This is a genomic window from Francisella uliginis (genome assembly GCF_001895265.1).
Lineage (GTDB): Bacteria > Pseudomonadota > Gammaproteobacteria > Francisellales > Francisellaceae > Francisella > Francisella uliginis.
In genome coordinates this window covers 100,629-124,318 of the sequence record NZ_CP016796.1, presented here as the reverse complement: position 1 = coordinate 124,318, position 23,690 = coordinate 100,629, and the positions used below count along the sequence as shown (strand labels likewise).

The following is a 23,690-nucleotide window of genomic DNA, read 5'->3' as shown; positions in this document are numbered from 1 at the left end:
ATTAGCAAAAAGCTTCCTACTAAAACGATCTACAAGACTTAATAGAAAAGAAATGCTTCGCTTTAGCAGGATTTATAAAGCGCTCGCAATTTGAAATAAATCAGCGCTATATTTAAAACTCTACACATTTCTAAGAAAATAAACAATAATTTAACGGCTAATTTTTATATTTTTTAGTAAATAAGAACTTAGTAAGACTATTACCTCTTAGATAATGACAGTAACGAAATAATATATATCACAACCATTATATAAAATGGTGCAGATATGATTTTTAAATCTACAGCTAGATAAGCAAAAAGTATTGGTAATCCTCCTGTAAAAATTGCCATAGCTAAATTCTGAGTAATTGCCAAACCACTAAATCTTTGCTCCTTTTTAAACCTATTTAATACTACACACATATAGTTAGCATTTATTAACCCATTTGCAAAAGCAAAAGGAATTATAAACATCAAAATTAAAGATCCTTTTGATATTAAACTAACCGCTAATGGTACAATTAAAATTAATGACAGCATTATACCTATAGCTTGAGTAGCTATATTTCCTATTCTATCTGCAATTCTCCCTCCAGCTAGTACAGATACAGCATAAGTAACTATCGTTACCAACACATAAGTCGAGGTTGTGTTTTTATCAAAACCTAGACATTTTTGGCAATATGTTGGTAAAAACACTATAAACATTGCTAAGAAAACAGTACAAGAAGAGATTGTTAGTATAGATCTTAGTGATAATCCCAAATGGTCTTTCAATAGTTCTACTAGGACAAATCCTCTTGGCTTACTAGGTTCTGTAGTTAGAGTCTCTCCTATCGAAGAACGCCAAAAATAACTAAATAGCACCGCAACTCCACCAAAAGCAAAAGCTAAACGCCAGCTATAAGCAAAAAACTGTTCTGTCGTTAATACAAGACTAAGCAAATAATATGCTATTGACCCTAAAATCATCCCAGAGGTTGCACAGAAGATAACTATTGAAGTAAAGAAGTTCCGCCTAGGAGAAGGTTGTTCATGTACTAGTAACACTGCAGCTGTCAGCTCTCCACCAAAAGAGAACCCCTGTATTAGTCGACATGCTGCTAATATTAAGGGTGTAAATATACCAATAGTGTTAGTACTTGGTAATATTGCTATTATTAACGATGAAACCCCTATTAAAATAACTGTCCATTTAAAAGGTACTTTTCTACCATATTTATCACCAAGATTACCCCAAAATATAGCGCCTATTGGTCTAGCAAAATATCCAGCACCAAAAATAGCAAAAATTAAAATAAGTGAACTATTGAGTGACTCTTGGTGTAAAAGTGACATAGATATCTGAAAAGCAAATAAGCCAAATATATGAAAGTCAAATGTTTCAAAAGCACTCCCAAGGCTTGAAACTATTATTGATTTAGTACGCAAAATAACTCCTTTAAAAATAGTATTATTTTTATGATAAAAAACTAGGGCTTATTATAGCAACTAAAATAATATTTATAATTTAAAAATTAATAAGTAAAACTAAATAAAACTTTGCAAACTATACTTTGCTTCTAAAAACTCATATATGCCATCATCAGAGCCTTCTCTACCAAGCCCTGACTGTTTTATACCTCCAAATGGAGCTTTTTCACTTGAGATTACTCCAGAGTTTATACCTACCATACCATATTCAAGGGTATTTCTAACTCGTCTTATTTGATTCATATCATTACTGAAGAAATAGCTAGCTAAACCATACTTTGTATTATTTGATCTTTGTATAACCTCGTCTTCTGTATCAAAACCAAAGATAGCAATGACAGGCCCAAAAGTTTCCTCACAACTAGCTACCATACTATCTTGCATATTATCTAAAATAGTTGGCTCAAAAAAGTTACCACCTAGCTCTAAGTTTACTTTGCCACCACAAACTAGTTCAGCACCTTTCACCAATGCATCATTAACGTGTGATAGAACTTTCTCTACTGCAGCATTATTAATTAAAGGACCTACTTTTACATCTTGTTCTAAACCATTGCCTTGCTTAAGCCCTTCAATTACTTGTTTAAGCTTAGCTACAAACTCTTTTCTAATAGAATTCTGCACAAAGATCCTATTTGGCGCAATACAAACTTGACCAGCATTTCTAATTTTAGAAGCTAAAATTCCTTGTATGGCTTTTTCCAAATCAGCTCCTTCAAATACTATAAAAGGCGCATTCCCCCCAAGCTCAAGAGATATCTTTTTGACCGTATCAGCCGCTTGTTGCATAAGAAGCTTGCCTACTTTTGTTGAGCCAGTAAAAGTTATCTTTCTAACTATATCACTCTGCTGGAATTCTTTACCAATAATCTTTGAATCTCCACAAACAACCTGTAAGAGGTTTTCATCTGCTCCTGCTTCTATAAGTAGTTCTCTTGCAGCAAAGGCAGCTAAAGGTGTCAACTCAGATGGTTTAAGTATTACACTACAGCCTGCTGCAATTGCCGGAGCTGCTTTTCGTGTAATCATAGCGAAAGGAAAGTTCCATGGAGTTATCGCAGCTACAACACCTACAGGCTGATAATCAACTCTACCTTCTGCATCTTTAATATTAGGATCATATATACGCGAATCTATTCTATTTGCTTTTTCAGCATACCATCTAATAAAGTTTGCTCCATACTGAACCTCTCCCTTTGATTCAGCTAAGGGTTTACCACTTTCTAAAGTAATAATCTCTGCTAAGTAATCTATATTCTCTATTACTAGATCATACCACTTGGATAAAATCTTTGACTTATCAATAGCGCATTTCTCTTTAAAAACATTTTGTGTATGCTTTGAAACTAAAATACTATCTTTAACATATTGTGAACTTTTTTGTTCAAGCTGACATATAAGTTCACCTGTTGCTGGATTAATTAGCTCAAAACTATTTTTTCCAGTATATGAATATTTTTGTAAAACTTTCTTTAATAGTTTATTCATAGCTATTTCCTCCATTATTATCCAAATATTAGGTTAATATCTAGTTGTATTATATCTATTTCCAGGATTCGGTTGATTAAAACTAACAGATACACACCCCGACAAACCAATAACAAATAAGACTAAAAATATTTTCTTCATAATACTTTTCTTCTTTTAGACTTCTATAAACAAATTATATAGATTGAATAGCTGTAATTGCAATCGTATAGGTTATATCATCAACTGTTGCCCCTCTTGAAAGATCATTTACTGGCTTATTAATACCTTGTAAAACAGGGCCGATACTTAAAACATTAGCACTTCTTTGTACAGCTTTATATACAGTATTACCTGTATTTAAATCAGGAAATATTAAAACCGTTGCCTTACCTGCAACTGGACTATTAGGAGCTTTTTTATTCGCCACACTCTCTATCATCGCAGCATCATATTGTAATGGTCCATCGACTAATAATTCTGGTGCTTTTTGCTTGAGCATTTCTGTAGCTGCACGAACTTTCTCTACTTGTTCTCCAGAACCTGAATTTCCAGTACTATAGCTAATCATTGCAACACGTGGTTCAATATTAAATTTCTTTGCTGACTCTGCACTTTGAATCGCTATATCAACCAACTGCTCTGCTGTAGGATCTTGATTTACTGCACAATCTCCAAAAACTATAACCTCATCGGGCATACACATAAAAAATACCGATGAAACTAGAGAAATATTTGGCTTAGTTTTGATAAGTTGTAAAGCAGGTCTTAAAACATCTGCTGTAGTATGCTCTGCTCCTGATACTAAACCATCAACCTCACCAAGATATAACATAAGAGTTGCAACTATTATCGGATTTTTAAGAGCATCTTTTGCCATACTTCTAGACAGACCTTTATGCTTACGTAGCTCAACTAGAGCATCTAAATATCTCTCTTCAGTAGTAGTATCAATTGTTACAATTTCAATATCATTAGGCAAACAAAACCCATTTAACTCAGCAACCTTATTAATCTTTTCTCTATCACCAATTAATACACATTCCGCTAAGCCCTGTTCATGGCAATTTTTTGCAGCTTGTAGAGTTCTTGGCTCATAACTCTCTGGTAAAATAATACGCTTTTTAGCTCTTCTTGCCATCTTTAACAAATGATATCTAAATGCTGGAGGCGACATAACCTCCTCTTTAATATCACTAGAAGTTATCGCTGTGATTATTTTTTCTCTGTCCAATGAACTTGATATAACTTCTTTTACCTTTTGAATTCTTTCTTTATCATCAACGGGGATTCCCATTAAATCAATATTAGCGATTTTAAGAATAGTGTTAACACTTTTACTCTTTGTTGTAAGTATCGCAAAACCAGCTTTTTCAGCTGTTTCAACACATAATTGTTTAACATTTTTCTTTACTTCTTGATAAATATTTTCCTCAGCTGTTAGAACTATCCCAGCAATTTTCATACCATTTTGTACAGCTAAACATACTGTTACTAAAATATCTGAACGATCGGCAGAAGTTATAACTAGAGAATTTGGGGTTAGATCATTTACAAAATTATCAACCCCTCTAGAACACATCATAACTTTCTCAACACGAGCATCTAAACTTACATTAGATAGAACATTCAGATTAAGAGTATTTTTAATATCTAATACTCGAGGAAAAGTCCTTTCCTTATTCCAATCTACAACTCCTATTAAATTCAATCCCTTCTGTGCAAATACTGGTAGCTGCTCAAGTTGCTCTCTAGTTATATGGCCATGCTCTTGAGTAGTGGTACTTTCATCTGTCAAACTAAAACTAACTTTACCATCACTATCATAAGGGGCATTTAACTTTGTGATTATTGCACCAATTATTTTTATTTTCTTTGGAATTCCTTTAACTGCATAGTTAAGTTCATCATTGATATCATAAATAGGCTTATTACCATGGTATGCGGTTATTATTACATCAGCATTCAATGCTTTTATAAGTTCAATATTAAGTTGATTAACAACAACATTAATGGGATACAACTTATGTGAGCTTCTACCTTGTCTAAATAACCCTGAGACAATTATAAAGTCTGACTCTTGACATTTTTCATAAAATCTACTCAATACCAGTTCAACATAATCTTTTATACGATCATTTAATAAATATTCCTCTATTTGCTCTACTGACATTTCCATATCATAGATAGGATGGAAAAAATCAACCTTAAGACCTTTCTGTTGCAGAGATAGACCTAAACTACTTGCTAAAACTCGCAAGCCAGTATGTTTTGATGTTGGTAATATAAATATAGACTTTTTCATAATATTCTCTTATATTAAGTTTTGTGTATCTTGAGCTATCATCAATTCTTCATTAGTTGCTATAACCATTATTTTATGGCTGCTTCCTGAGTTTATAAATAGATCAGATTTATCGTTCTTGCCACTATCAATTTCAAAGCCAAGGTTATTTAGCTTTGAAACAATATTCTCACGAATGTTAATCGCATTCTCACCAATACCTCCTGTAAATACAAGAGCATCAAAATTTTCAAAATAAACCATGTAGCTTGCGACAAACTTAGCAACTCTATGACAAAAAATCTCTATAGCCAATTTTGCTAGATCATCTCCTTTTGCAGCAAGTTCAGAAACTTCACGCATATCATTATGTCCACAGATACCCAAAAGACCACTTTTCTTATTTAAAGTATTTGTGATTTTAGTAATATCCCAACCAAGGTTATCTGAGATATATGCAAAAATACTTGGATCTATAGCTCCAGAACGTGTCCCCATTACCAAACCATCTAGAGGAGTTAATCCCATACTAGTATCAACACTTTTTCCATCTGCAACAGCTGTTATACTACAACCATTGCCAAGGTGAGCAACTATTACATTAGCTTTTTGCTTATCCAATATCTTTGCAGCCTGTTCAGATACATATTTATGCGATGTCCCATGAGCCCCATACTTTCTAATATTATGCTTTTCTGTAAGCTCTCTCGGTATAGCATATTCAGCAACATAGTTAGGCATAGTTTGATGAAAGGCTGTATCAAAAACAGCTACCTGAGGTAAATCAGGAAATATCTGCTGGCAGAAAGTAATTCCTTCAATATGTGCAGGATTATGTAAAGGAGCTAAAGGGACACAACCTTTGATCTTTTGTAAAGAATCTTCATCTATTAACACAGATTTTGAAAAAAACTGCCCACCATGTACTACTCTATGCCCAACAGCAGAAATCTTACTTAAATAATTACCCTCTGATAAAAATTGCTTTAGCTCATTGAAAATATCTGAATATAAACCATTCTGAATGTTTTTCTGAAATTTCTCTTTTGTTTTAAAGCTAATTTTACAATTTTTACTACCAATATTCTCAGCAAGTCCCGTTAAGAGTGACTCCGCTGTTTGTGGGTTAATAAGTGCAAATTTAACTGAAGAACTACCACAGTTTAAAACTAAAATATGTGACATAATTAAAATTAGAAGATAGATAAAATGATAGCTATATTATATAACAAGATCGAGTAGAGTAACAATATTGGTAAGAGCCTTTTAATCTATCAACAGAGAACTCAATATAAAATCACTAATTATTGTTTCAAATATTTCCTACTGAGCTGTAAATGTAGTGGTTGCAGAATAATTTTTTCCAGCTGCTGTAAATGAAATTGTTATATTAGTTGTCTTTCCGGAAGTATTATATCCCATTGCCGCAAACAAGGAATCAACACCAAATTCATCAAAATCGGTAAAAGAATAACCCGTTGATGGAACTCCTGCTGTTAACGTATTGCCGCTAGAACCAAAAATTTGGCAATCAGAAGAAACTGTCGAAGCTACAATTGTAACATCTGTTGGAGTATAGCCAGCTTCATTTTCAAACCCAGGAATGCTAATTTGGTTTATGCCAACACCTGCTCCAGTTGAAGACCTACTATTGCTGCAATTCCAACTTGGAAAATCGCTATTAAAGCATTCTTTAACACAGAGCTATTATCATTACTTTGATCTATACATCCTGTTAACATTGCTTATCCAGCCAGAACTGACAAATCTAAAACTTTCTTTTTCATGATTTTTATATTCCTTATAATCTAAAATAGAAGTACTAAGATATATAGCCAATAGTTAATTAAAATTTTATTATTATTTTAAGTAACTTATATTTATCACCGACCAGAGCTAACAATTTAACAATCAACTAGAAAAGATTTCACTTTCTAAAAATGATTAGTATCATAGTCATTATTAAAATATAAATATCAGGGTAATAAAATGAAACGTATATTATTAACTATATTACTGTTTACTAGTGTCAGTGCCTTTGCTTGCTCAAACAAAGATCAACTTACTATCACAATTAACACTATAGAAAAAGCTAACTTTCCTCATAAAGCATACATAGCTTTAGGTAAAAAACTTTTTAATGATGATCTTTTATCTAACGAACTACACTCATATGATGTTGCTATAAATCATTCATCAGGAACTATGATATTTGATATAGAATCGAGTAAAATGAAAAAGCAAATACAAGAAAGAGCCGAAAAACTTTTAACTCAACAAGGCTTATGTGAAATACGAGTAACTCATGATAAGTTACAAAAGATTAAAAAGTAAATAAGCCCAGGATGTTTAAATAAAAGTAATGCTTGATCAAATAGCTTACAATAAGCTATTTGCTAGATCCCGTGGTCAAGCCTGACGGAATGACATACTACTTTTATATGGTTTTAGCTATATATAGATTTTTAAGGATTATTTCCACAAAGAAATTGTAACATCTTCATATGTTACACTTAAAATGGAATATCATCATCAAAGTTAGATGAGTTAATTTCTGCAAAATCTGGCATATCATTTTGTTTCTGCTGTTGTTGCTGATTCTGATTAAAGTTGCCACCTGATTGCTGATTAAAGTTTTGATTGTTTTGGTAACTAGGGTTCGAGTTTCCTTGAGCTTGAGCATTACCACCACCGACAAATTGGAAATTATTAGCCACAATCTCAGTTGTGTACTGCATATTACCGTTTTTATCTTGCCATTTGTTAGTACGTAGTCTACCTTCAATAAAAAGCTGTGACCCTTTACTCGCATATCTTTGGATAATCTCAGCAGTTTTACCAAACACAACAACACGATGCCATTCTGTAGTTATATTTTCACCCATACCATCATTAGTTGCGATACTCAAAGTAGCAACCACAGTACCATTTTGAGTAGTTCTAACTTCTGGATCATTACCCAGTCTTCCAAGTAAGATAACTTTATTAACAGTTCCTTTGGCCATTTTAATCTCCTATATTCTTTATGTAATTACACCATTACAGCTTACAGTAAAAAAGCTCTTCTTATAAGTTGTTTAAAATATTTTTTTAATTTTTTTAAAACATATCTTTAAAAACTTTTATGACTCATTAATCGCAAAATCTATCTCATCAAAACTAAAACCATTGTATGCTAAATAGTTCATAGCTTTTTGTTTTAATTTAAAATCAGATTGTAATAGTTTGATATCTTTATATTTTTTTTGTAGACACTTTTGACATAACTCAAACCAGTCAATATTTTGCTTTTCTAAAACATTTAAAACTAGTTCCTGAGATAGTCCTTTTTGATAAACTGCGGTGTTTATAATCCTCTTTTTACCTCTAAGTTTAGATAACTCACTTGCTATAAACACATTAGCAAAACGCTTATCTGATAACCATTTATTTTTCTCAAACTCATCAAGTAGCGAATCTATCTCTTGTGATGAAATATTATCTCTAGTATGAAGTTTATCAGAAAGTTGTTTTCGCGAATAATCTTGCTTTGCAAGAAGATAAAGAAGATAGTTTTTTTCTTTAGATAAGCTCATCTTGAGTAGCTAATTCAGAATCTTGTGGTGCATATTTATGAGGTAATAGAAGCTCAAGTATTGCTCTTTCAATCTCATCACGTTCTTGAGTATTCTCTTTTAGATAATCTTTAGCCTTCTCTTTCCCTTGGCCAATTTTCTTACCTTTATAGCTATACCAAGCACCTGATTTTTCTATGATATTATGTTTTGCTCCTAAATCTACCAGTTCAGCTTCTAGCGAGATACCCTCACCATAGATAAGCTCAAACTCTGCTTGTTTAAATGGTGGAGCTACTTTATTTTTGACAATCTTAACTTTGATCTCATTACCGTTGATATCAGTACCATCTTTAATAGCACCACCTTTTCTAACTTCTAAACGCACAGATGAATAGAATTTAAGAGCATTTCCACCAGTGGTAGTTTCAGGGTTACCGAACATAACACCTATCTTCATACGAATTTGGTTAATAAACATAACCAAAGTATTTGATCGCTTAATGTTAGCTGTTAACTTTCTCAAAGCTTGTGACATTAATCTTGCTTGTAGACCCATATGAGAGTCACCCATATCACCTTCAATCTCAGCTTTTGGCGTCAAAGCTGCTACTGAGTCAACGACCACTATATCAACTCCTCCGGAGCGTACAAGCATATCAGCTATTTCCAAAGCTTGTTCACCAGTATCTGGCTGAGAAACAATTAAATTCTCAACATCAACACCTAAAAGTTTAGCGTATTTAGGATCTAATGCATGCTCTGCATCAACGAATGCTGCTGTGCCACCTTGCTTTTGACACTGAGCAATAGCTAATAAAGTAAGAGTTGTCTTACCTGAAGACTCATGACCATATATTTCGATTACACGACCCTTGGGATATCCACCAATTCCTAGTGCCACATCTAGAGCTATAACACCTGATGGTACAACTTCTATATCATGAGCCGCTTGCTGATCTCCAAGCTTCATAACAGAACCTTTACCAAACTGTTTTTCAATTTGGGCAAGGGCTGACTCTAGAGCTTTTTCTTTACTCATAATTACTAATCCCTAATTTATATTAATGCTGTTTACCATCTGTAGATTCTTGCAATGAGTCTTGATACATAGCATCAAAATTCACTGCAGATAAGCATAACTGAGGGAACCCTCCACTTAATACTAAATCAGAAACTGCTTCACGCGCATAGTGATAAAGTATATTTGGACAAAATGCTTTTTTAGCATGCTCAATTTGCTCTTCTTGCATATGAGATACTGTAAAAATACCTGCTTGTTTTACTTCTATCTCAAAAGCAGTCATTCCATCATTTTCTACTTTTATTTCAAGAGTTAAAACACTTTCGTAAGTGTTTTCTTCTGGAAGATTTACAGCATCTACTTTTAAGTCAGTATGTAACTCAGGTCTCCACGCTGTAGCCCAGATTTTATCAGAATTAGGTATAGAAAAAGAAAGATCTTTTACATAAACTTTTTGAATTTGAAATTGTGGTTGTTGTTGATCCATTTTAATGATCCTTAATAGTTTTTATTTCGCTAATGATTTAACTGGGTAGCTAGCTTGCATCCATGCACTTAAGCCACCTTTAAGTACAAATACCTGCTCAAAACCTTCTTTACGTAGCTCTTGCATCGCCTTTGTAGCATTATCCCCATAAACTACAACTGGCTTTGACTTATACTTAGCCATTTTTTTATGCTTCTGTGAAATTTCATCTAGCTGGATATTTTGTGCGCCGATAATATGAGCTTTAGCAAAAGCTTCCTGGTCTCTTAGATCCAAATATACACCTTTACCTTTATTTACAGTCATTACTGCATCTGCAACAGATAATGTATACTGAGATTTCTTAGTTTGAGTTAGCTCAAAAACTATATATATCGCTAACAACAAGATAAAAGATAAACAAAACACTAAGTTTTGTGAAACAAAATAGCCTAAATTTTCCATACGTAATTGTCTTTTATAATTATTTCTAAATATAGATTAAGATTATACATAGCTTTAGATCTAAAAAAAAGAAGCATTTAATTTAATAAATAGAAGGATTTTAAGAAAGATAAAAAATATTATTATAGATTACTGCATTTTAGCAACGATTTGCTTAGTAACATCGATACCATCTACGTTATATAAGCTCATTTCAGCAGGTAGTACAGCATCACAACCTTTATCCTTAGCAACATCTCCTGAAGCTTTTGTTAAAGCATCTTTGAATGCATCTGCATCATCAGAAGCCATTTTTTGAACCTCATTCATTAAGTTTTGGTACTGCTGCATAGCTTTTTCAAGATCTGCTTGTGCTTGCTGCTTATCTTGATCTTCTGTTTTATCTGCAGCTTCTGCTTGAGACTTATCACCTTTAGCATCATCAGAAGCAACATCATCTTTCTCTTCAGTGTAAGAGTTTACTTTTTGTTGTAAAGTAGTGATTGTTTTCTTAAGCTTATCCATTTGAGGTTTTAGCTTTTGTTGATCTGCTGTAACTTTTGCTTTACCAAGTGGAGAAGTCTCGAAAATATCTTGAACATTTGCGAAACATACGCCACCAGCCATAGCTGTTGAAGCAGAAACCATTAAACCACCAGCAATCATTGCTCCTAAAACTGTCTTTTTCATAGTTTTTCCTTACCTTTGTTAGTTTGAAAACTTCTTTTAATATCGATTATAGTCATGGTTTTTAGATGTTTCAACATTTATTTAAAGCTAAAGCTACTCTCTGACAAAGCTTTGTAGTAAACACTATTGCCTAACTTATTTGATACTGCTGTTAAAAAATCTAATGGCTGAGTATAATCAACAACCTCTAAATTTTCTAATTTCTCTCTTTTAAGTTGGTTAACAGATGCAAACCCATCTATAAGCCCTATCTTTTTAGCTTCTATACCACTAAAAGGAGCTCCTGAAAAAGTTGTTGCCATAGATTTATCTTTTAATCTATCACCTCTAGATTCTTCAACTGCATTTATAAAAACTTTATGTGTCTCATCAAGGAGTTTTTTAAACTGTTTTGTTTGACTAGGCTTTTCTGGTGAAAAAGGATCTAAGAAATCCTTGTTATTTCCCGATGTGTAAGTTCTTCTTTGAATACCTAATTTGTCCATAAGACCCGTAAAGCCAAACCCACTACCTACAACGCCTATAGATCCTGTAATTGTCATCTTATTTACATAAACTTCTTTAGCCCCAACTGCTACATAATACCCACCACTTGCACAAACATCTGTACATACAGCATACATAGGTATCTTAGGATGTTTTTCTTGAAGATATCTCATATGAGAATATATTTCATCTGACTGTACTGGAGATCCTCCTGGACTATCTACTTCAACAATTACAGCTTTTGTAAATTTACTTGCATAAGCATCATCTAAACTCTTAATAATCCTATCTGCATTTGCCTCAGAATCTTCAGCTATTACACCTTGAACTTTAACTAAAGCTATATGAGGAGAAAGTTCTTTAGATGAGGATCCAAATAACCCTGGAACTATCATGATTAATATAAACAAAACCACTATAGTTCTAACAAAAAGTTTCCAACGTCTTTTACTTTGTACATCCTTAATATGTACTTTTGCTAGTTTCTCTAAAGTCTCATTAGAAATGTTATTTTCCATTTCAGCTCCATATTTGTTAATATTTACAAAATAAATTTTAAACGCATTTTAATAAAAAAACATTAGCTAAATTCGGAGATAATAAAATGCCAATGACTTTAGAAACAAAATCTAATAATTTAGGCTTAAAAAATATTCAGAGACACATTTTTTTATGTTGTGATCAAGAAAGACAAAAATGCTGTGCAGGAGATGTTTCGTTAAAATCATGGGAATATCTAAAAAAAAGGCTTCAAGAGTTAAATTTATCACAAAAAGGTCATATTTACAGATCAAAAACATACTGCCTAAGAATCTGTCAAAATGGTCCTATTGCAGTCGTTCACCCTGATAATGTCTGGTATCACTCATGCACTCCAGATGTCTTAGAAGAAATTATCCAAAAGCATTTAATCAATGGTGAAATAGTCGAAAAATACGCATTTAGTAAGCCTCAAGAATAATTTCCAAACCTTTCCTATCTCTATACAACTCTTCACTTGTTAACTCTTGTAGATGCTTCTAATCATATGTATATTTGAATTTATTATGAGATATTTCATATAAGAGATATTCTATGAACGAATATATAACCGGCAAAAAGGTTTTTAACACTGTAAAACAAGCATCTAACGTTGCTGAGTATGTTATTGCTAGGCTTGTAGATTTAGGAATTACAAATTCATTCTGTGTCCCTGGAGATTTTTCATTCTCAATTGATAGAGCCCTTATTAATAATCCAAAATTAACAAATATCATCAATGCTAATGAGTTAAACGCTAGCTACGCAGCAGATGGTTATGCTCGAGCTAAAGGTGCTGCTATAATATCTACAACATATGCCGTTGGAGAACTTAGCGCCCTAAATGGAATAATGGGATCAAAAGCTGAAAATTTGGCTGTATTTCATATAGTTGGCACCCCTAACGATATTGCTGTTGCTAAAAGAAGGCAAGTACATCATACATTAGGTGATGGTCAGTTTAATACTTTTTCAAATATCTCTGCCACCTCTGCCTGTGTTTCAGCGAAAATAACCCCAGATAACGCGCGTAGAGAAATGAATAGAGTTATCGCAGAGGCTTTTAAACAACGCAAACCTGCCTATATCTGTATATCGCTAGATGATGGTAAAAGAAAAGTTACAGATAACACACCAGATGACTTTGATTGTTCTAATATACAAAGCGACTCTTTACAGCTTGAAAAAGCTTATAAGTTTTTACATGATAAGCTTAGCGGTACAAAAAAAGTCGTCGCTATCCCATCTATTAAACTTGATCGATTTAATGTAACTGACAAAGCTATTAGTTTAATTGAGAAATTAAACATCCCTTTTGCAATAATGCCTCATGATAAAAGTGTAATATCAGAAAATCACCCTAACTATGTAGGCTTTTATGCAGGCAGCCTGTCTGATAAAGGTACTTCTAAAATAGTTGAGGTCGCTGACATAGTCTTAAACATAGGTGATGCACTATGGTCAGACTTTAACACCTCGGCTTTCACAAACAAACTTGATTTAGATAAAGTGATAAACTTAGCTCCTAGTTTCGTCGAATCACATGAAAATTATTTCAAAGATGTCTATCTATCCGATTTGATAGATAAGCTACTAGAAATGCCAGAAAACATAAATTATCAGCCAAAACATTCAAAACCTAAAGTAAAACAATATTCTTTAGAAAAAAAACCAGTTACTCTAGAAAATCTATATGCACAATTAAGCGATTTTCTAAAAGACTCGGATAATATTGTTGTTGAAACAGGATCTTCATCATTAAACTTTGTCAAACACCCTTTACCACAAGGTACAAAATACTATAATCAAACATTATGGGGATCAATTGGCTGGGCAACACCTGCAACCTTAGGAATTGCTTTAGCAAAACCAAGCTCAAGAACCATATTACTGACTGGTGAAGGTTCGCACCAACTAACTCTTAATGAATTAGGAGTTATGGGAAGATATGATATAAATCCTATAATTATCTGTATTAATAATAATGGTTATACTGTTGAAAGAGCTCTAGAGCTTGATCCAGACCCTAATTATGATGATATAGCTCAATTAAACTACACCCTATTACCCAAAGCATTTGGATGTAAAGACTGGATGTCTATCAAAGTTAGCACAGAAATTGAGCTAGCTAATGCTTTGAAAAATGCTGGCAAACATACCAAAGGTGTTTACATTGAAGTTATAGCAGATAAATATGATTATGGTGAGACACTTGATTTCTATAATCATAATCTTAAACAGATGTATGGTGATGGCTAAAAACAATACCATCAACAACTTATATTGTCCTTATAGCTATAAGCTTGTCGAAATTTAACATATCCTTTAATTAAGTAAAAAAACAAGAGTATAATTCATATTCAAGATCTATAGTGATATACTGTATTTCATAATCTTCAGGGCAGGGTGAAATTCCCTACCGGCGGTAACTGTTCTACAGAAGCCCGCGAGCGCTTTCTAAGGTAACTTAGAAAGGTCAAGCAGATTTGGTGAGAATCCAAAGCCGACAGTATAGTCTGGATGGAAGAAGATTGGTAAAACTCAGAGTAATTTAATGCTTATACCAATATAGCTATTGGTTTTTGTGTTATGTCGCGTTTTCCTTTCCCCTGCCCTAAATGCAACTAAAAATTAGATGGGCAAATGAAAAATATTGACAGATATTATATGCAACAGGCTTTAATTTTGGCAAATAGGGGTAGACTAACAGTTTCCCCAAACCCAATGGTTGGTTGTATTATAGTAAAAAATGGCGCTATTATTTCTGAAGGCTGGCATTCTATAGCAGGTAAATCTCATGCCGAGATATACGCTTTAAACAAAGCAGGTAGCCAAGCAAAAGACTCTACAGTATATGTAACTCTTGAACCATGCTGTCATCAAGGTAGAACGGCTCCATGTACAGACGCACTAATTAAAGCAGGTGTTAAAAGAGTTATTGTTGCAACTCTTGATCCTAACCCTAAGGTAGCAGGTAATGGTGTCAAAAAACTTAAAAATGCTGGCATAGAAGTTAATGTAGGACTTTTAGAAAAAAAAGCACAACAACTAAATAAAATATTCTTTCACTACCAGAAAAACAAAACACCATTTGTATATGCTAAATGGGCAATGTCATTAGATGGCAAAATAGCTGTTAATGCGGGTGATTCTAAGAAGATCAGCTCTGATGAGGCTTTTATAAATACTCATCAATTACGTAATATTTGTGATGCTATCCTAGTTGGCAAACAAACGCTTATTGAAGATAATCCAAGCCTAAATGTGCGTATAAGCATTAATAAACTTAAAAATCCTACAAGATTTATTCTATTTAGCAAAATTAGTGAAGTTGATAATAACTGGAAAGTTCTAGATCAAAACATTGCTAAGACTATTTTTGTTTGTAGCGAGATTTCTGATAAAGCAAAAACTCAGCTTAATCATCTAGGAGTCGAGTATTGGGAACTATCCTCTGGAAATAATCAAGTTTGTTTGGAAAGCTTATTAGAAAAAATGGGGAATATGGGTCTAACAAGCCTTCTTATAGAAGGTGGTAAGAGAACTCTTGAAAACTTTATTAATCAAAAGCTTATAAATGAATTTGATACTTACCTAAGCCCAGTAATGATAGCCGATCATAACCCCAAAGAAAGTTTATGTTTTAATAAAGTGTCAAGGCTAGGTGATGACATTCTTATAAACTCTAGTTTTAAGGAAAATAAAAATGTTTAGTGGTATTGTTCAACAGCTCGGAGAAGTAAGAAAAATATCTACACACAAAAATGTTAAGTATTTTGAAATCGCTTTTAGTAATAGTCAAAAATGCAAAATAGGTGATAGCGTAGCAATAAATGGCGTTTGCTTAACTGTTACGCAACTAAAAGATAATGATATAGCTAGTTTTGATGCTGTCCCAGAAACTCTTGATAAAACCAATTTAAACCAACTTGAGCTAGGTAGCTGTGTAAATACTGAGCTTGCTCTTTGCTATGGAGATACTGTCGGCGGCCATATGGTTCAAGGCCATGTTGATGAAAAAGGTATAATTAAAAGCATCTCTGATGTTGGTGGTGCTTGGTTGATTGAAATATCCGCTTCAAGAGATTTTATTAAATATTTAGTAAATAAGGGTTTTGTAACTATTGATGGTATGAGTATAACAATAGTTGAAGTTTTAGATAAATCTTTCACAGTAACACTTATACCTCATACTATTGATGCAACTATTGCAAAAAATTACATCCAAGGTTCTATAATAAATCTTGAGGCAGATGCAACAGGAAAATATATTTATAAATATATACAAGGATTCAAAGAAAATGTTTAAACAAATAAAACACAATGTTGAAAATGCTATAAACGCTCTTAAACAAGGTACTCCTGTGGTTGTGCTTGATGACTACGATCGCGAGAATGAAGGAGACATGATACTACCTGGTCAAAAAGCCACTGAGGAAAATATCGCTTTCATGTTAGAGCATACAAGTGGTATTGTATGTTTATCTATGGATTCAAAGCAAGCCAGCCAACTAAACCTATCGCCTATGGTTGCTGCTGATAAAAATAATAGTACATTCTCAACACCTTTCACAATAACAATTGAGGCTAAAGAAGGTGTTACAACAGGGGTATCTGCCAAAGATAGAGCACATACTATTCAAGTTGCATCAAAACCAGATGCTAAAGCTGATGAACTTGCTCGCCCTGGCCATATTTTCCCTCTTATTGCAAATGATAAAGGTGTATTAGGTCGTAACGGCCATACCGAGGCAACAGTCGATCTTATGAAGCTTAGTGGTTTTAATAGTGCTGGTGTTTTATGTGAGCTTATGAACAAAGATGGCTCTATGATGAAAGCTCAACAACTTGAAGAGTTCGCTAAAAAACATAAACTACCACTACTAACAATTGCCGAGCTATATCAATATCGTTTAGCTACTGAAATCCTTATTGAAAAGTCAGCCAGTTCTATAATTCCTTTTGATCAAGTTGGTGAGCTTGAAATGACTGTATATAAAGACAAATTCAGCAATGAAGAAGTTGTTGTATTATCTAAACCTTATAAAGGTGACAAACCTCTTGTAAGAATGCACTCATCATGTATAACTGGAGATCTTTTTGGATCATTGCGTTGCGACTGCCAAGCACAACTTAAAAAAGCTATGCAAATGATAAATGAAGAAGGTGGATATCTAATATATTTAGATCAAGAAGGTCGAGGTATTGGTCTAACAAACAAGTTAAAAGCATATAATCTACAAATGCATGAAAATATGGATACTATTGAGGCAAATGTTGCTTTAGGTCTTCCTATCGATGCTAGAAAATATGATCTAGCTATACAAGTACTAAAATATAACCAGATAGATAGTTGTAGACTTATCTCTAATAACCCTAAAAAAATTAATGCTTTGGAAACTGTTGGAATACATGCAGAGCCAGTAGCTTGTGAGGCTTTTGTTAATTCACATAATAAAAGCTATTTAATGACGAAAAAAGATAAAATGAAACACACCATCAAAGGACTATAAGGTATAGGCATGGAAAAATTAGCAATTGTTGTAAGTGAATTTAACTCTTTAATTACAGATAAAATGTTAGAAGGAGCTTTGGAAGAAGCTTACTCTCAAGGATTAAAAGACAGTCAAATTTATATTAAAAAGGTCCCTGGAGCTGTCGAGCTTCCATATGCTGCTAAGCTTTTAGCTGAGACATCAAAGTTTGATGCTGTAGTGCTATTAGGTTGTGTAATTCGAGGTGAAACGGATCACTATGACTATGTATGTGACCAAGTAAGCTATGGTACTCAAAGAGTTATGCATGAATATAATTTACCAGTAATTTTTGGTATATTAACTACACATAACAAAGAACAAGCCTTAGAAAGAGTCGGCGGTAAAAAAGGTCACAAAGGTAAATACTGTGTCCAAGCAGCGTTGACTATGGCAAAAATGAAAAAAGATATATTAGAACAAGGAGTATAAATATGTCTTTGGAAATCTTAAAATATCCTCACCCTGTTTTAAAAGAGGTAGCTGAGGAGGTTAAGAAAGAAGAAATAAACGATCAACTACGTGCAACTCTAGATGAAATGCGCGAGATGATGCTTGAAGCAAATGGTGCTGGTCTAGCAGCAATACAGGTAGGTATCAAAAAAAGATTTTTTATAATGTTTGATAACTTAGATGATTCTGCTCCAGAGATTATAGCTATTATAAACCCTCAGATAATAGAACAAGATGGTGAAGTGATTGATGAGGAGGGTTGTCTTTCTTTCCCTGGAGTCTCTGCAAAAGTAAAAAGAGCTACAAGCATTAAAATATCTGCTTTAAATGAGTATGGTGAAGAGGTTATAATTGAAAAAGAAGGTTTTTTAGCTCGCTGTATACAACATGAGATAGACCATCTCAATGGTATAACATTTTTTGATCACCTAGGCTCTCTTAAAAGGAAAATGATAGAGAAAAAATATAAGAAACTTATGAAGGAAAATTCTCGAATATAGTTTTTTAACCATTTTGGTAAACAAAGCTTTACTTTTAATGGCAGCTAGGCAAAATTATTTTTGTAAAAGTGTAACGTGGAATTAATATGCGCAATTTTTTTAAAAAAACATCATTACTTTTATTTGTTCTAATAGTAGCATCATGCGGCATGCTAACTGGCGATAAATTCGTTTATGTCGGCCATGGGAAAAATACTCCTGATTATCAGCTATACTATGATAAAACTCGCAAAATGTTTGTCCTTATAGATAAAAGAAATGGCTGTTTCCAGAAGGATGATACGGGAACATGTTTTGCTTTAACATTACAACAAGCAAGAGAGTTTAGGCAAAAAGTATTAGTCAAAATGATTGAGATAGATCTAAGACTAGCAAAAGATAATTATGGTAGCTATGCTATCCATGAGCTACAAAAAGCTGGAATAACAACTGTTAATAAACCAATCAAGATAGAAGATGTATATGCAACACCTATTAGACAAATTGTTATCGATAGAAAGCAGCAATATCATCTAGTCAGACAAAAGTACAAAGTACAGGCTAATCTTGTTGCAATGGTTATGACTGATGATAATGGTGAAAAACGTATAAAAGTTGCTTATACTGTTGACTTCCCTGGATTAGAAAAACGCTATGGTACAGAACTTAGACCATTTGTTATAGATCCTGAATATTTATATACTCATATGACGATAGATACAGTACATGAAGCACACTATATGCAAAAAGATGTACTAAACAATCAAAAACAAGTTAAGAAAGAAATTGCGAATTATCTTAATGACGTTGTAGATCAGGACCAAAAAGCCAATGCTAAGGGAGATCCTGAGGAAAATATTGCTAATGAGATAGCTGCCCAAGATAGTGACATAGTAACTAAGAGTGATCTTAAAAAAGATAAGTCATCGAGCAATATAAGCAGTGGCAGCTCTGTAGCTACCGCTAAAAGGCTAGATGATGAAGATACAGATAACAATACATCTAATTCTCAAAGTAGTAGTGATTCTACAACTAGTAAAAGCACAGATAGCAATGCCTCTAGTTCAGTAAATAGTGGTAGCTCTATAGCAACAAACGACTCTGAAGATAGTGGTAGTGATTTTGGTTCAGTAAATCAAAAGAATACCGCTATTATTGGAAAACTAGATAGTGAATAAAAATGGTTTCATTACAATCTAAGCCAAGCCTTACTTTTCTTAAACTATAATCCCTCCACCTAGACAAACATCTTCATTATAAAAAACTACTGACTGACCTGGGGTAATAGCTCTTTGCGGTTGCTCGAAGAGTACTTTCACTAAACCACCTTGCATTACACTAACTTCACAAGGCTGATCTTTTTGTCTATAACGAACTTTAGCTTTACATTTAAACTTATCTGCAGGAGGATGGCCTGCAACCCAGCTTAAATCTATGGCCTCCAAAGAATCTTTGAAAAGCATCGGATGATCATGGCCTTGTACAGCAACAAGTACATTATTTTCTAGGTCTTTTTTTGCAGCGAACCAGGGTATTTCAGGACGATTTTTTACACCTCCAATACCTAGACCCTGCCTTTGACCTATTGTGTAATACATAAGCCCATCATGCTTGCCAATCTTTATACCATTTTCATCATGAATTTCACCTTTTTGAGCTGGTAAATATTTAGATAGAAATTCTTTGAACTTACGCTCACCAATAAAGCAAATGCCCGTACTATCTTTTTTGTCAAAAGTAACAAGATTATTATCTTTTGCTATTTGACGAACTTTTCCTTTCTCAATATCCCCTATCGGAAATATTGTTTGTTTTAACTGCTCTTGGCCAAGAGTATATAAAAAGTATGTTTGATCTTTATTATCATCCAAACCTTTGACAAGCTGTACAGAACCACCCTCTAATACGCGTGTACGCGCATAATGGCCCGTCGCTATATAATCACCACCAAGCAGATGAACATAACTTAGAAAAGCTTTAAATTTGATTTCTTTATTACATAAAATATCAGGGTTTGGTGTTCTACCTGCTTTATACTCAGTTAGAAAATGCTCAAAAACATTATCCCAGTACTCTGCTGCAAAATTTATTTTTTTAAAAGGAATGCCTATAGAATCACAAACTGCTTGAGCATCAGCGATATCCTGCTCGGCTGAACAAAATTCTTCGGTATCATCCTCTTCCCAATTTTTCATAAAAACACCGGTTACATCATAGCCTTGTTGCTTTAGTAACAAGGCTGAAACTGATGAATCAACGCCCCCTGAAATACCTACTACTACTTTTTTTGACATAAAATACTCTTATAAATACTTATTGATACAAATTATATATTAAACATAGTAGTCATTACAAAATATGCCAATAAATTTATTGTAATGATTGAGATTAACAAAGGCTTTATAGATAATATCAACATTCTTTATAAGACAAACACAAGTTATCTTAATGACGAGTATCATTAAAAACAAAAACAAGCTTAAAGCTTTACGATATATATTACTGTTCATAATCTTTTCTATAATTATAGGACATTTTTTAGCAGCAATTGCATTAGCTCTATATGCCATACAGCAATATTTATTAAGAAAACTAAAACCTAAAAGACCCAAGCTCTGGGAAAGTATTAGTTCGATAATAATAGTACTAGTCGCAATAGTACTACCGGTAATATATAAAGCAGGATATACAACTTATCACTGTGATAATGTAAAAGATACCTTAAGTGAAATTTTTAATAGAGTAAATAATAACTCTTTAGTTGGAGATTCTATTTCATTTTCTAATATTGAGCAAATTGATTTTTCTAATAACACGAGAACATGCCAGGCAAAAATTTTTATCAATAAAAAGCCTATAGGAAATACAAAATATATTATTGAGAATAAAGGGTTTAATCGTAATTTAGTAAGAATTACATCTTTTACCCCATCGTCAGATTAATAATTTTAATTTAGTCGAGATTATTTCTTTAATACTGATAAGAAGGCTTCCTGAGGAATTTCAACAGAACCAATATTTTTCATTCTCTTTTTACCTTCTTTCTGCTTCTCTAGAAGTTTCTTCTTACGCGAAACATCACCACCGTAACATTTTGCTAGGACATTCTTACGTAAAGCTTTAACAGTACTTCTAGCAACAATAGTACCGCCTACAGCTGCTTGGATAGCAACTTCAAACATCTGTCTTGGAATAAGCTCTTTTAGTCTTTCAACTAGCTCTCTACCTTTATATTTTGCTTGATCTTTATGTACAATACTTGCCAAAGCATCAACCTTATCGCCATTGATAAGCACATCTAGACGCACCATATTCGCAGCTTCATAACGAATAAGCTCATAGTCTAACGAGCCATATCCTTTAGTTACAGATTTTAAAGTATCAAAAAAGTCAGAAACAACCTCAATCATTGGCAAATCATAAGTTATTGAAACTTGATTACCAACATAGTTCATATCAACTTGTGTTCCACGCTTCTCAACACAGATTGTAATCACACTACCAACAAAATCTTTTGGCACAAGGATATTAGCTCTAACAATTGGTTCATGTATCTCTGCAATAGCCCCTGGTTCTGGTAATTTTGATGGATTATCAACCTCAATAGTTTCACCATCCTTTTTAACTGCTTTATAAACAACAGTTGGTGCTGAAGTGATTAAATCAAGGTTATACTCTCTCTCTAATCTTTCTTGGATAATTTCCATATGCAACATACCCAAGAAACCGCACCTAAAGCCAAACCCTAAGGCTTGAGATACTTCTGGTTCAAAGAATAATGAAGCATCATTTAAACTTAACTTCTCTAGTGCTTCTCTAAAATCTGGATAATCATCTGAACTTATAGTAAACATCCCTGCATAAACTTGAGGTTGAACCTTCTTAAATCCTGGCACCGGCTTATCTGTAGGGTTATGCGTATGTGTAAGAGTATCACCAACAGGAGCACCGTGAATATCCTTGATACCCGCGATAATAAAGCCAACCTCTCCTGCCTTTAGATGATCAAGATCTTTCATTTTCGGCGTAAATACACCTACTCTATCAGCCTGATAAGAGACTCCTGTTGACATAACTTTGAACTTCTCACCTTTTTTCAAAGTACCATTTTTGATTCTAACTAATGAAACAACCCCTAAATAGTTATCAAACCATGAATCAATGATTAAAGCTTGTAGCTTATCATTAACATCACCTTGTGGTGCAGGAACTTTAGCAACAATTGTTTCTAAAACATCTTCGACACCTATACCAGTTTTTGCACTACACGTAGTCGCACCTGTGGCATCAATACCAATTATATCTTCAATCTCTTCAGCAACTCTATCAGGCTCAGCTGATGGAAGGTCTATTTTATTTAAAATAGGTATAACCTCTAAATCTTGATCAATAGCTGTATAGCAGTTAGCAACAGTTTGTGCCTCAACTCCCTGAGCTGCATCAACTACAAGCAAAGCTCCTTCACAAGCTGCCAATGAGCGTGAAACCTCATATGAGAAATCCACATGTCCTGGAGTATCAATAAAATTAAGTTGGTATGTTTGACCATCTTTAGCCGTATAATCTAAGGTTACAGACTGTGCTTTGATTGTAATTCCACGCTCTCTCTCTATATCCATAGAGTCAAGTACTTGTTCTTTCATCTCACGCTCAGTCAATCCATTACACACCTGGATAAATCTATCTGAAAGAGTTGATTTACCATGATCAATATGGGCTATTATTGAGAAGTTTCTTATATTTTTCATATATATGTATACTTTATCAGTTATTTATAATTTATAAATCTAGCTAACTATTATGCTATAAAATGATATTAAAATGTAGTGATAGTGC

24 protein-coding genes and 1 riboswitch are annotated in these 23,690 nt (G+C 33.4%); of the genes, 10 read left to right on the top strand and 14 right to left on the bottom strand.

The features are described 5' to 3' along the window. Positions 1-200: 200 nt before the first annotated feature. The 5 genes from F7310_RS00635 to F7310_RS10780 all read right to left on the bottom strand — a co-directional run bounded on the left by F7310_RS00635 (position 201) and on the right by F7310_RS10780 (position 6,947). The gene (locus F7310_RS00635) at positions 201-1,412 is read right to left on the bottom strand and encodes an MFS transporter (RefSeq protein WP_072711151.1); all 1,212 of its coding nucleotides are present in this window, start codon (positions 1,410-1,412) and stop codon (positions 201-203) included. Between the two features lie 99 nt (positions 1,413-1,511). After that, entirely contained in the window at positions 1,512-2,942 is a 1,431-nt protein-coding gene (locus F7310_RS00630; RefSeq protein WP_072713502.1) for an NAD-dependent succinate-semialdehyde dehydrogenase, read from the bottom strand. A gap of 175 nt (positions 2,943-3,117) precedes the next feature. Beyond that, positions 3,118-5,226, bottom strand: coding sequence for a phosphate acetyltransferase (gene pta, locus F7310_RS00625; RefSeq protein ID WP_072711150.1), 2,109 nt, complete (start codon positions 5,224-5,226; stop codon positions 3,118-3,120). A 9-nt stretch (positions 5,227-5,235) separates the two neighbouring features. Continuing rightward, positions 5,236-6,390, bottom strand: coding sequence for an acetate/propionate family kinase (locus F7310_RS00620; RefSeq protein ID WP_072711149.1), 1,155 nt, complete (start codon positions 6,388-6,390; stop codon positions 5,236-5,238). 431 nt (positions 6,391-6,821) lie between these two features. Continuing rightward, positions 6,822-6,947 carry a hypothetical protein gene (locus tag F7310_RS10780; RefSeq protein ID WP_257786353.1) on the bottom strand — a complete coding sequence of 42 codons (126 nt, stop codon included), beginning with the start codon at positions 6,945-6,947 and terminating at the stop codon, positions 6,822-6,824. Between the two features lie 247 nt (positions 6,948-7,194). On the opposite strand from F7310_RS10780, the gene F7310_RS00615 reads away from it, so the two are divergent. Beyond that, a complete protein-coding gene (locus tag F7310_RS00615; RefSeq protein ID WP_072711148.1) occupies positions 7,195-7,539 on the top strand; it encodes a hypothetical protein in 345 nt (114 codons plus the stop codon). 179 nt (positions 7,540-7,718) lie between these two features. On the opposite strand, the gene F7310_RS00610 is transcribed toward F7310_RS00615, so the two are convergent. The 7 genes from F7310_RS00610 to F7310_RS00580 form a co-directional block, all read right to left on the bottom strand. Continuing rightward, complete coding sequence (locus F7310_RS00610) at positions 7,719-8,210, bottom strand: single-stranded DNA-binding protein (RefSeq protein ID WP_072711147.1); 492 nt, start codon at positions 8,208-8,210, stop codon at positions 7,719-7,721. A 117-nt stretch (positions 8,211-8,327) separates the two neighbouring features. Beyond that, a complete protein-coding gene (locus F7310_RS00605) occupies positions 8,328-8,780 on the bottom strand; it encodes a regulatory protein RecX (protein ID WP_072711146.1) in 453 nt (150 codons plus the stop codon). After that, positions 8,767-9,801 (bottom strand): recombinase RecA, encoded by a 1,035-nt coding sequence (gene recA, locus F7310_RS00600; RefSeq protein WP_072711145.1) that lies wholly within the window; start codon positions 9,799-9,801, stop codon positions 8,767-8,769. The genes F7310_RS00605 and recA overlap by 14 nt, the downstream gene beginning before the upstream one ends. A gap of 22 nt (positions 9,802-9,823) precedes the next feature. Further along, positions 9,824-10,270, bottom strand: coding sequence for a protein-export chaperone SecB (gene secB, locus F7310_RS00595; RefSeq protein ID WP_072711144.1), 447 nt, complete (start codon positions 10,268-10,270; stop codon positions 9,824-9,826). A 21-nt stretch (positions 10,271-10,291) separates the two neighbouring features. Next, positions 10,292-10,714 carry a rhodanese-like domain-containing protein gene (locus F7310_RS00590; RefSeq protein ID WP_072711143.1) on the bottom strand — a complete coding sequence of 141 codons (423 nt, stop codon included), beginning with the start codon at positions 10,712-10,714 and terminating at the stop codon, positions 10,292-10,294. Between the two features lie 129 nt (positions 10,715-10,843). Continuing rightward, on the bottom strand, positions 10,844-11,383 hold the full coding sequence (locus F7310_RS00585; protein ID WP_072711142.1) for an OmpH/Skp family outer membrane protein: 540 nt from the start codon (positions 11,381-11,383) through the stop codon (positions 10,844-10,846). Positions 11,384-11,460: 77 nt separating this feature from the next. After that, positions 11,461-12,387 (bottom strand): S49 family peptidase, encoded by a 927-nt coding sequence (locus tag F7310_RS00580; RefSeq protein ID WP_072711141.1) that lies wholly within the window; start codon positions 12,385-12,387, stop codon positions 11,461-11,463. An 86-nt stretch (positions 12,388-12,473) separates the two neighbouring features. Between F7310_RS00580 and F7310_RS00575 the strand changes: the two genes are divergently transcribed. The 8 genes from F7310_RS00575 to F7310_RS00540 all read left to right on the top strand — a co-directional run bounded on the left by F7310_RS00575 (position 12,474) and on the right by F7310_RS00540 (position 20,032). Beyond that, positions 12,474-12,830 carry a (2Fe-2S) ferredoxin domain-containing protein gene (locus tag F7310_RS00575; RefSeq protein ID WP_072711140.1) on the top strand — a complete coding sequence of 119 codons (357 nt, stop codon included), beginning with the start codon at positions 12,474-12,476 and terminating at the stop codon, positions 12,828-12,830. Between the two features lie 113 nt (positions 12,831-12,943). Then, the gene (locus tag F7310_RS00570) at positions 12,944-14,647 is read left to right on the top strand and encodes an alpha-keto acid decarboxylase family protein (protein WP_072711139.1); all 1,704 of its coding nucleotides are present in this window, start codon (positions 12,944-12,946) and stop codon (positions 14,645-14,647) included. A 129-nt stretch (positions 14,648-14,776) separates the two neighbouring features. After that, positions 14,777-14,924, top strand: a riboswitch (FMN riboswitch). 107 nt (positions 14,925-15,031) lie between these two features. Continuing rightward, complete coding sequence (gene ribD, locus F7310_RS00565) at positions 15,032-16,102, top strand: bifunctional diaminohydroxyphosphoribosylaminopyrimidine deaminase/5-amino-6-(5-phosphoribosylamino)uracil reductase RibD (RefSeq protein ID WP_072711138.1); 1,071 nt, start codon at positions 15,032-15,034, stop codon at positions 16,100-16,102. Beyond that, complete coding sequence (locus F7310_RS00560) at positions 16,095-16,697, top strand: riboflavin synthase (RefSeq protein WP_072711137.1); 603 nt, start codon at positions 16,095-16,097, stop codon at positions 16,695-16,697. Before ribD ends, F7310_RS00560 begins: the two co-directional genes overlap by 8 nt. Beyond that, entirely contained in the window at positions 16,690-17,901 is a 1,212-nt protein-coding gene (gene ribB, locus F7310_RS00555) for a 3,4-dihydroxy-2-butanone-4-phosphate synthase (protein WP_072711136.1), read from the top strand. The genes F7310_RS00560 and ribB overlap by 8 nt, the downstream gene beginning before the upstream one ends. Before the next feature lie 9 nt (positions 17,902-17,910). Further along, entirely contained in the window at positions 17,911-18,354 is a 444-nt protein-coding gene (ribH, locus tag F7310_RS00550; protein WP_072711135.1) for a 6,7-dimethyl-8-ribityllumazine synthase, read from the top strand. Positions 18,355-18,356: 2 nt separating this feature from the next. Then, positions 18,357-18,875 (top strand): peptide deformylase, encoded by a 519-nt coding sequence (def, locus tag F7310_RS00545; RefSeq protein ID WP_072711134.1) that lies wholly within the window; start codon positions 18,357-18,359, stop codon positions 18,873-18,875. A gap of 86 nt (positions 18,876-18,961) precedes the next feature. Further along, positions 18,962-20,032 (top strand): FTN_0109 family protein, encoded by a 1,071-nt coding sequence (locus tag F7310_RS00540; RefSeq protein WP_072711133.1) that lies wholly within the window; start codon positions 18,962-18,964, stop codon positions 20,030-20,032. A 39-nt stretch (positions 20,033-20,071) separates the two neighbouring features. Here the strand turns inward: F7310_RS00540 and mnmA are convergent, their stop codons facing one another. Next, positions 20,072-21,148, bottom strand: a complete 1,077-nt coding sequence (mnmA, locus tag F7310_RS00535; protein WP_072711132.1) for a tRNA 2-thiouridine(34) synthase MnmA — start codon at positions 21,146-21,148, stop codon at positions 20,072-20,074. Positions 21,149-21,302: 154 nt separating this feature from the next. On the opposite strand from mnmA, the gene F7310_RS00530 reads away from it, so the two are divergent. Further along, the gene (locus F7310_RS00530) at positions 21,303-21,797 is read left to right on the top strand and encodes a hypothetical protein (protein ID WP_072711131.1); all 495 of its coding nucleotides are present in this window, start codon (positions 21,303-21,305) and stop codon (positions 21,795-21,797) included. Positions 21,798-21,817: 20 nt separating this feature from the next. Here the strand turns inward: F7310_RS00530 and lepA are convergent, their stop codons facing one another. Next, positions 21,818-23,602, bottom strand: coding sequence for a translation elongation factor 4 (gene lepA, locus F7310_RS00525; protein ID WP_072711130.1), 1,785 nt, complete (start codon positions 23,600-23,602; stop codon positions 21,818-21,820). Positions 23,603-23,690 lie beyond the last annotated feature (88 nt).

Bases quoted from the DNA above. Each gene is read 5' to 3' on its own strand.
- F7310_RS00630 (WP_072713502.1), bottom strand. From the start codon at position 2,942: ATGAATAAACTATTAAAGAAAGTTTTACAAAAATATTCATATACTGGA.
- pta (WP_072711150.1), bottom strand. From the start codon at position 5,226: ATGAAAAAGTCTATATTTATATTACCAACATCAAAACATACTGGCTTG.
- F7310_RS00620 (WP_072711149.1), bottom strand. From the start codon at position 6,390: ATGTCACATATTTTAGTTTTAAACTGTGGTAGTTCTTCAGTTAAATTT.
- F7310_RS10780 (WP_257786353.1), bottom strand. From the start codon at position 6,947: ATGTTAACAGGATGTATAGATCAAAGTAATGATAATAGCTCTGTGTTA.
- F7310_RS00615 (WP_072711148.1), top strand. From the start codon at position 7,195: ATGAAACGTATATTATTAACTATATTACTGTTTACTAGTGTCAGTGCC.
- F7310_RS00610 (WP_072711147.1), bottom strand. From the start codon at position 8,210: ATGGCCAAAGGAACTGTTAATAAAGTTATCTTACTTGGAAGACTGGGT.
- F7310_RS00605 (WP_072711146.1), bottom strand. From the start codon at position 8,780: ATGAGCTTATCTAAAGAAAAAAACTATCTTCTTTATCTTCTTGCAAAG.
- recA (WP_072711145.1), bottom strand. From the start codon at position 9,801: ATGAGTAAAGAAAAAGCTCTAGAGTCAGCCCTTGCCCAAATTGAAAAA.
- secB (WP_072711144.1), bottom strand. From the start codon at position 10,270: ATGGATCAACAACAACCACAATTTCAAATTCAAAAAGTTTATGTAAAA.
- F7310_RS00590 (WP_072711143.1), bottom strand. From the start codon at position 10,714: ATGGAAAATTTAGGCTATTTTGTTTCACAAAACTTAGTGTTTTGTTTA.
- F7310_RS00585 (WP_072711142.1), bottom strand. From the start codon at position 11,383: ATGAAAAAGACAGTTTTAGGAGCAATGATTGCTGGTGGTTTAATGGTT.
- F7310_RS00580 (WP_072711141.1), bottom strand. From the start codon at position 12,387: ATGGAAAATAACATTTCTAATGAGACTTTAGAGAAACTAGCAAAAGTA.
- F7310_RS00575 (WP_072711140.1), top strand. From the start codon at position 12,474: ATGCCAATGACTTTAGAAACAAAATCTAATAATTTAGGCTTAAAAAAT.
- F7310_RS00570 (WP_072711139.1), top strand. From the start codon at position 12,944: ATGAACGAATATATAACCGGCAAAAAGGTTTTTAACACTGTAAAACAA.
- ribD (WP_072711138.1), top strand. From the start codon at position 15,032: ATGAAAAATATTGACAGATATTATATGCAACAGGCTTTAATTTTGGCA.
- F7310_RS00560 (WP_072711137.1), top strand. From the start codon at position 16,095: ATGTTTAGTGGTATTGTTCAACAGCTCGGAGAAGTAAGAAAAATATCT.
- ribB (WP_072711136.1), top strand. From the start codon at position 16,690: ATGTTTAAACAAATAAAACACAATGTTGAAAATGCTATAAACGCTCTT.
- ribH (WP_072711135.1), top strand. From the start codon at position 17,911: ATGGAAAAATTAGCAATTGTTGTAAGTGAATTTAACTCTTTAATTACA.
- def (WP_072711134.1), top strand. From the start codon at position 18,357: ATGTCTTTGGAAATCTTAAAATATCCTCACCCTGTTTTAAAAGAGGTA.
- F7310_RS00540 (WP_072711133.1), top strand. From the start codon at position 18,962: ATGCGCAATTTTTTTAAAAAAACATCATTACTTTTATTTGTTCTAATA.
- mnmA (WP_072711132.1), bottom strand. From the start codon at position 21,148: ATGTCAAAAAAAGTAGTAGTAGGTATTTCAGGGGGCGTTGATTCATCA.
- F7310_RS00530 (WP_072711131.1), top strand. From the start codon at position 21,303: ATGACGAGTATCATTAAAAACAAAAACAAGCTTAAAGCTTTACGATAT.
- lepA (WP_072711130.1), bottom strand. From the start codon at position 23,602: ATGAAAAATATAAGAAACTTCTCAATAATAGCCCATATTGATCATGGT.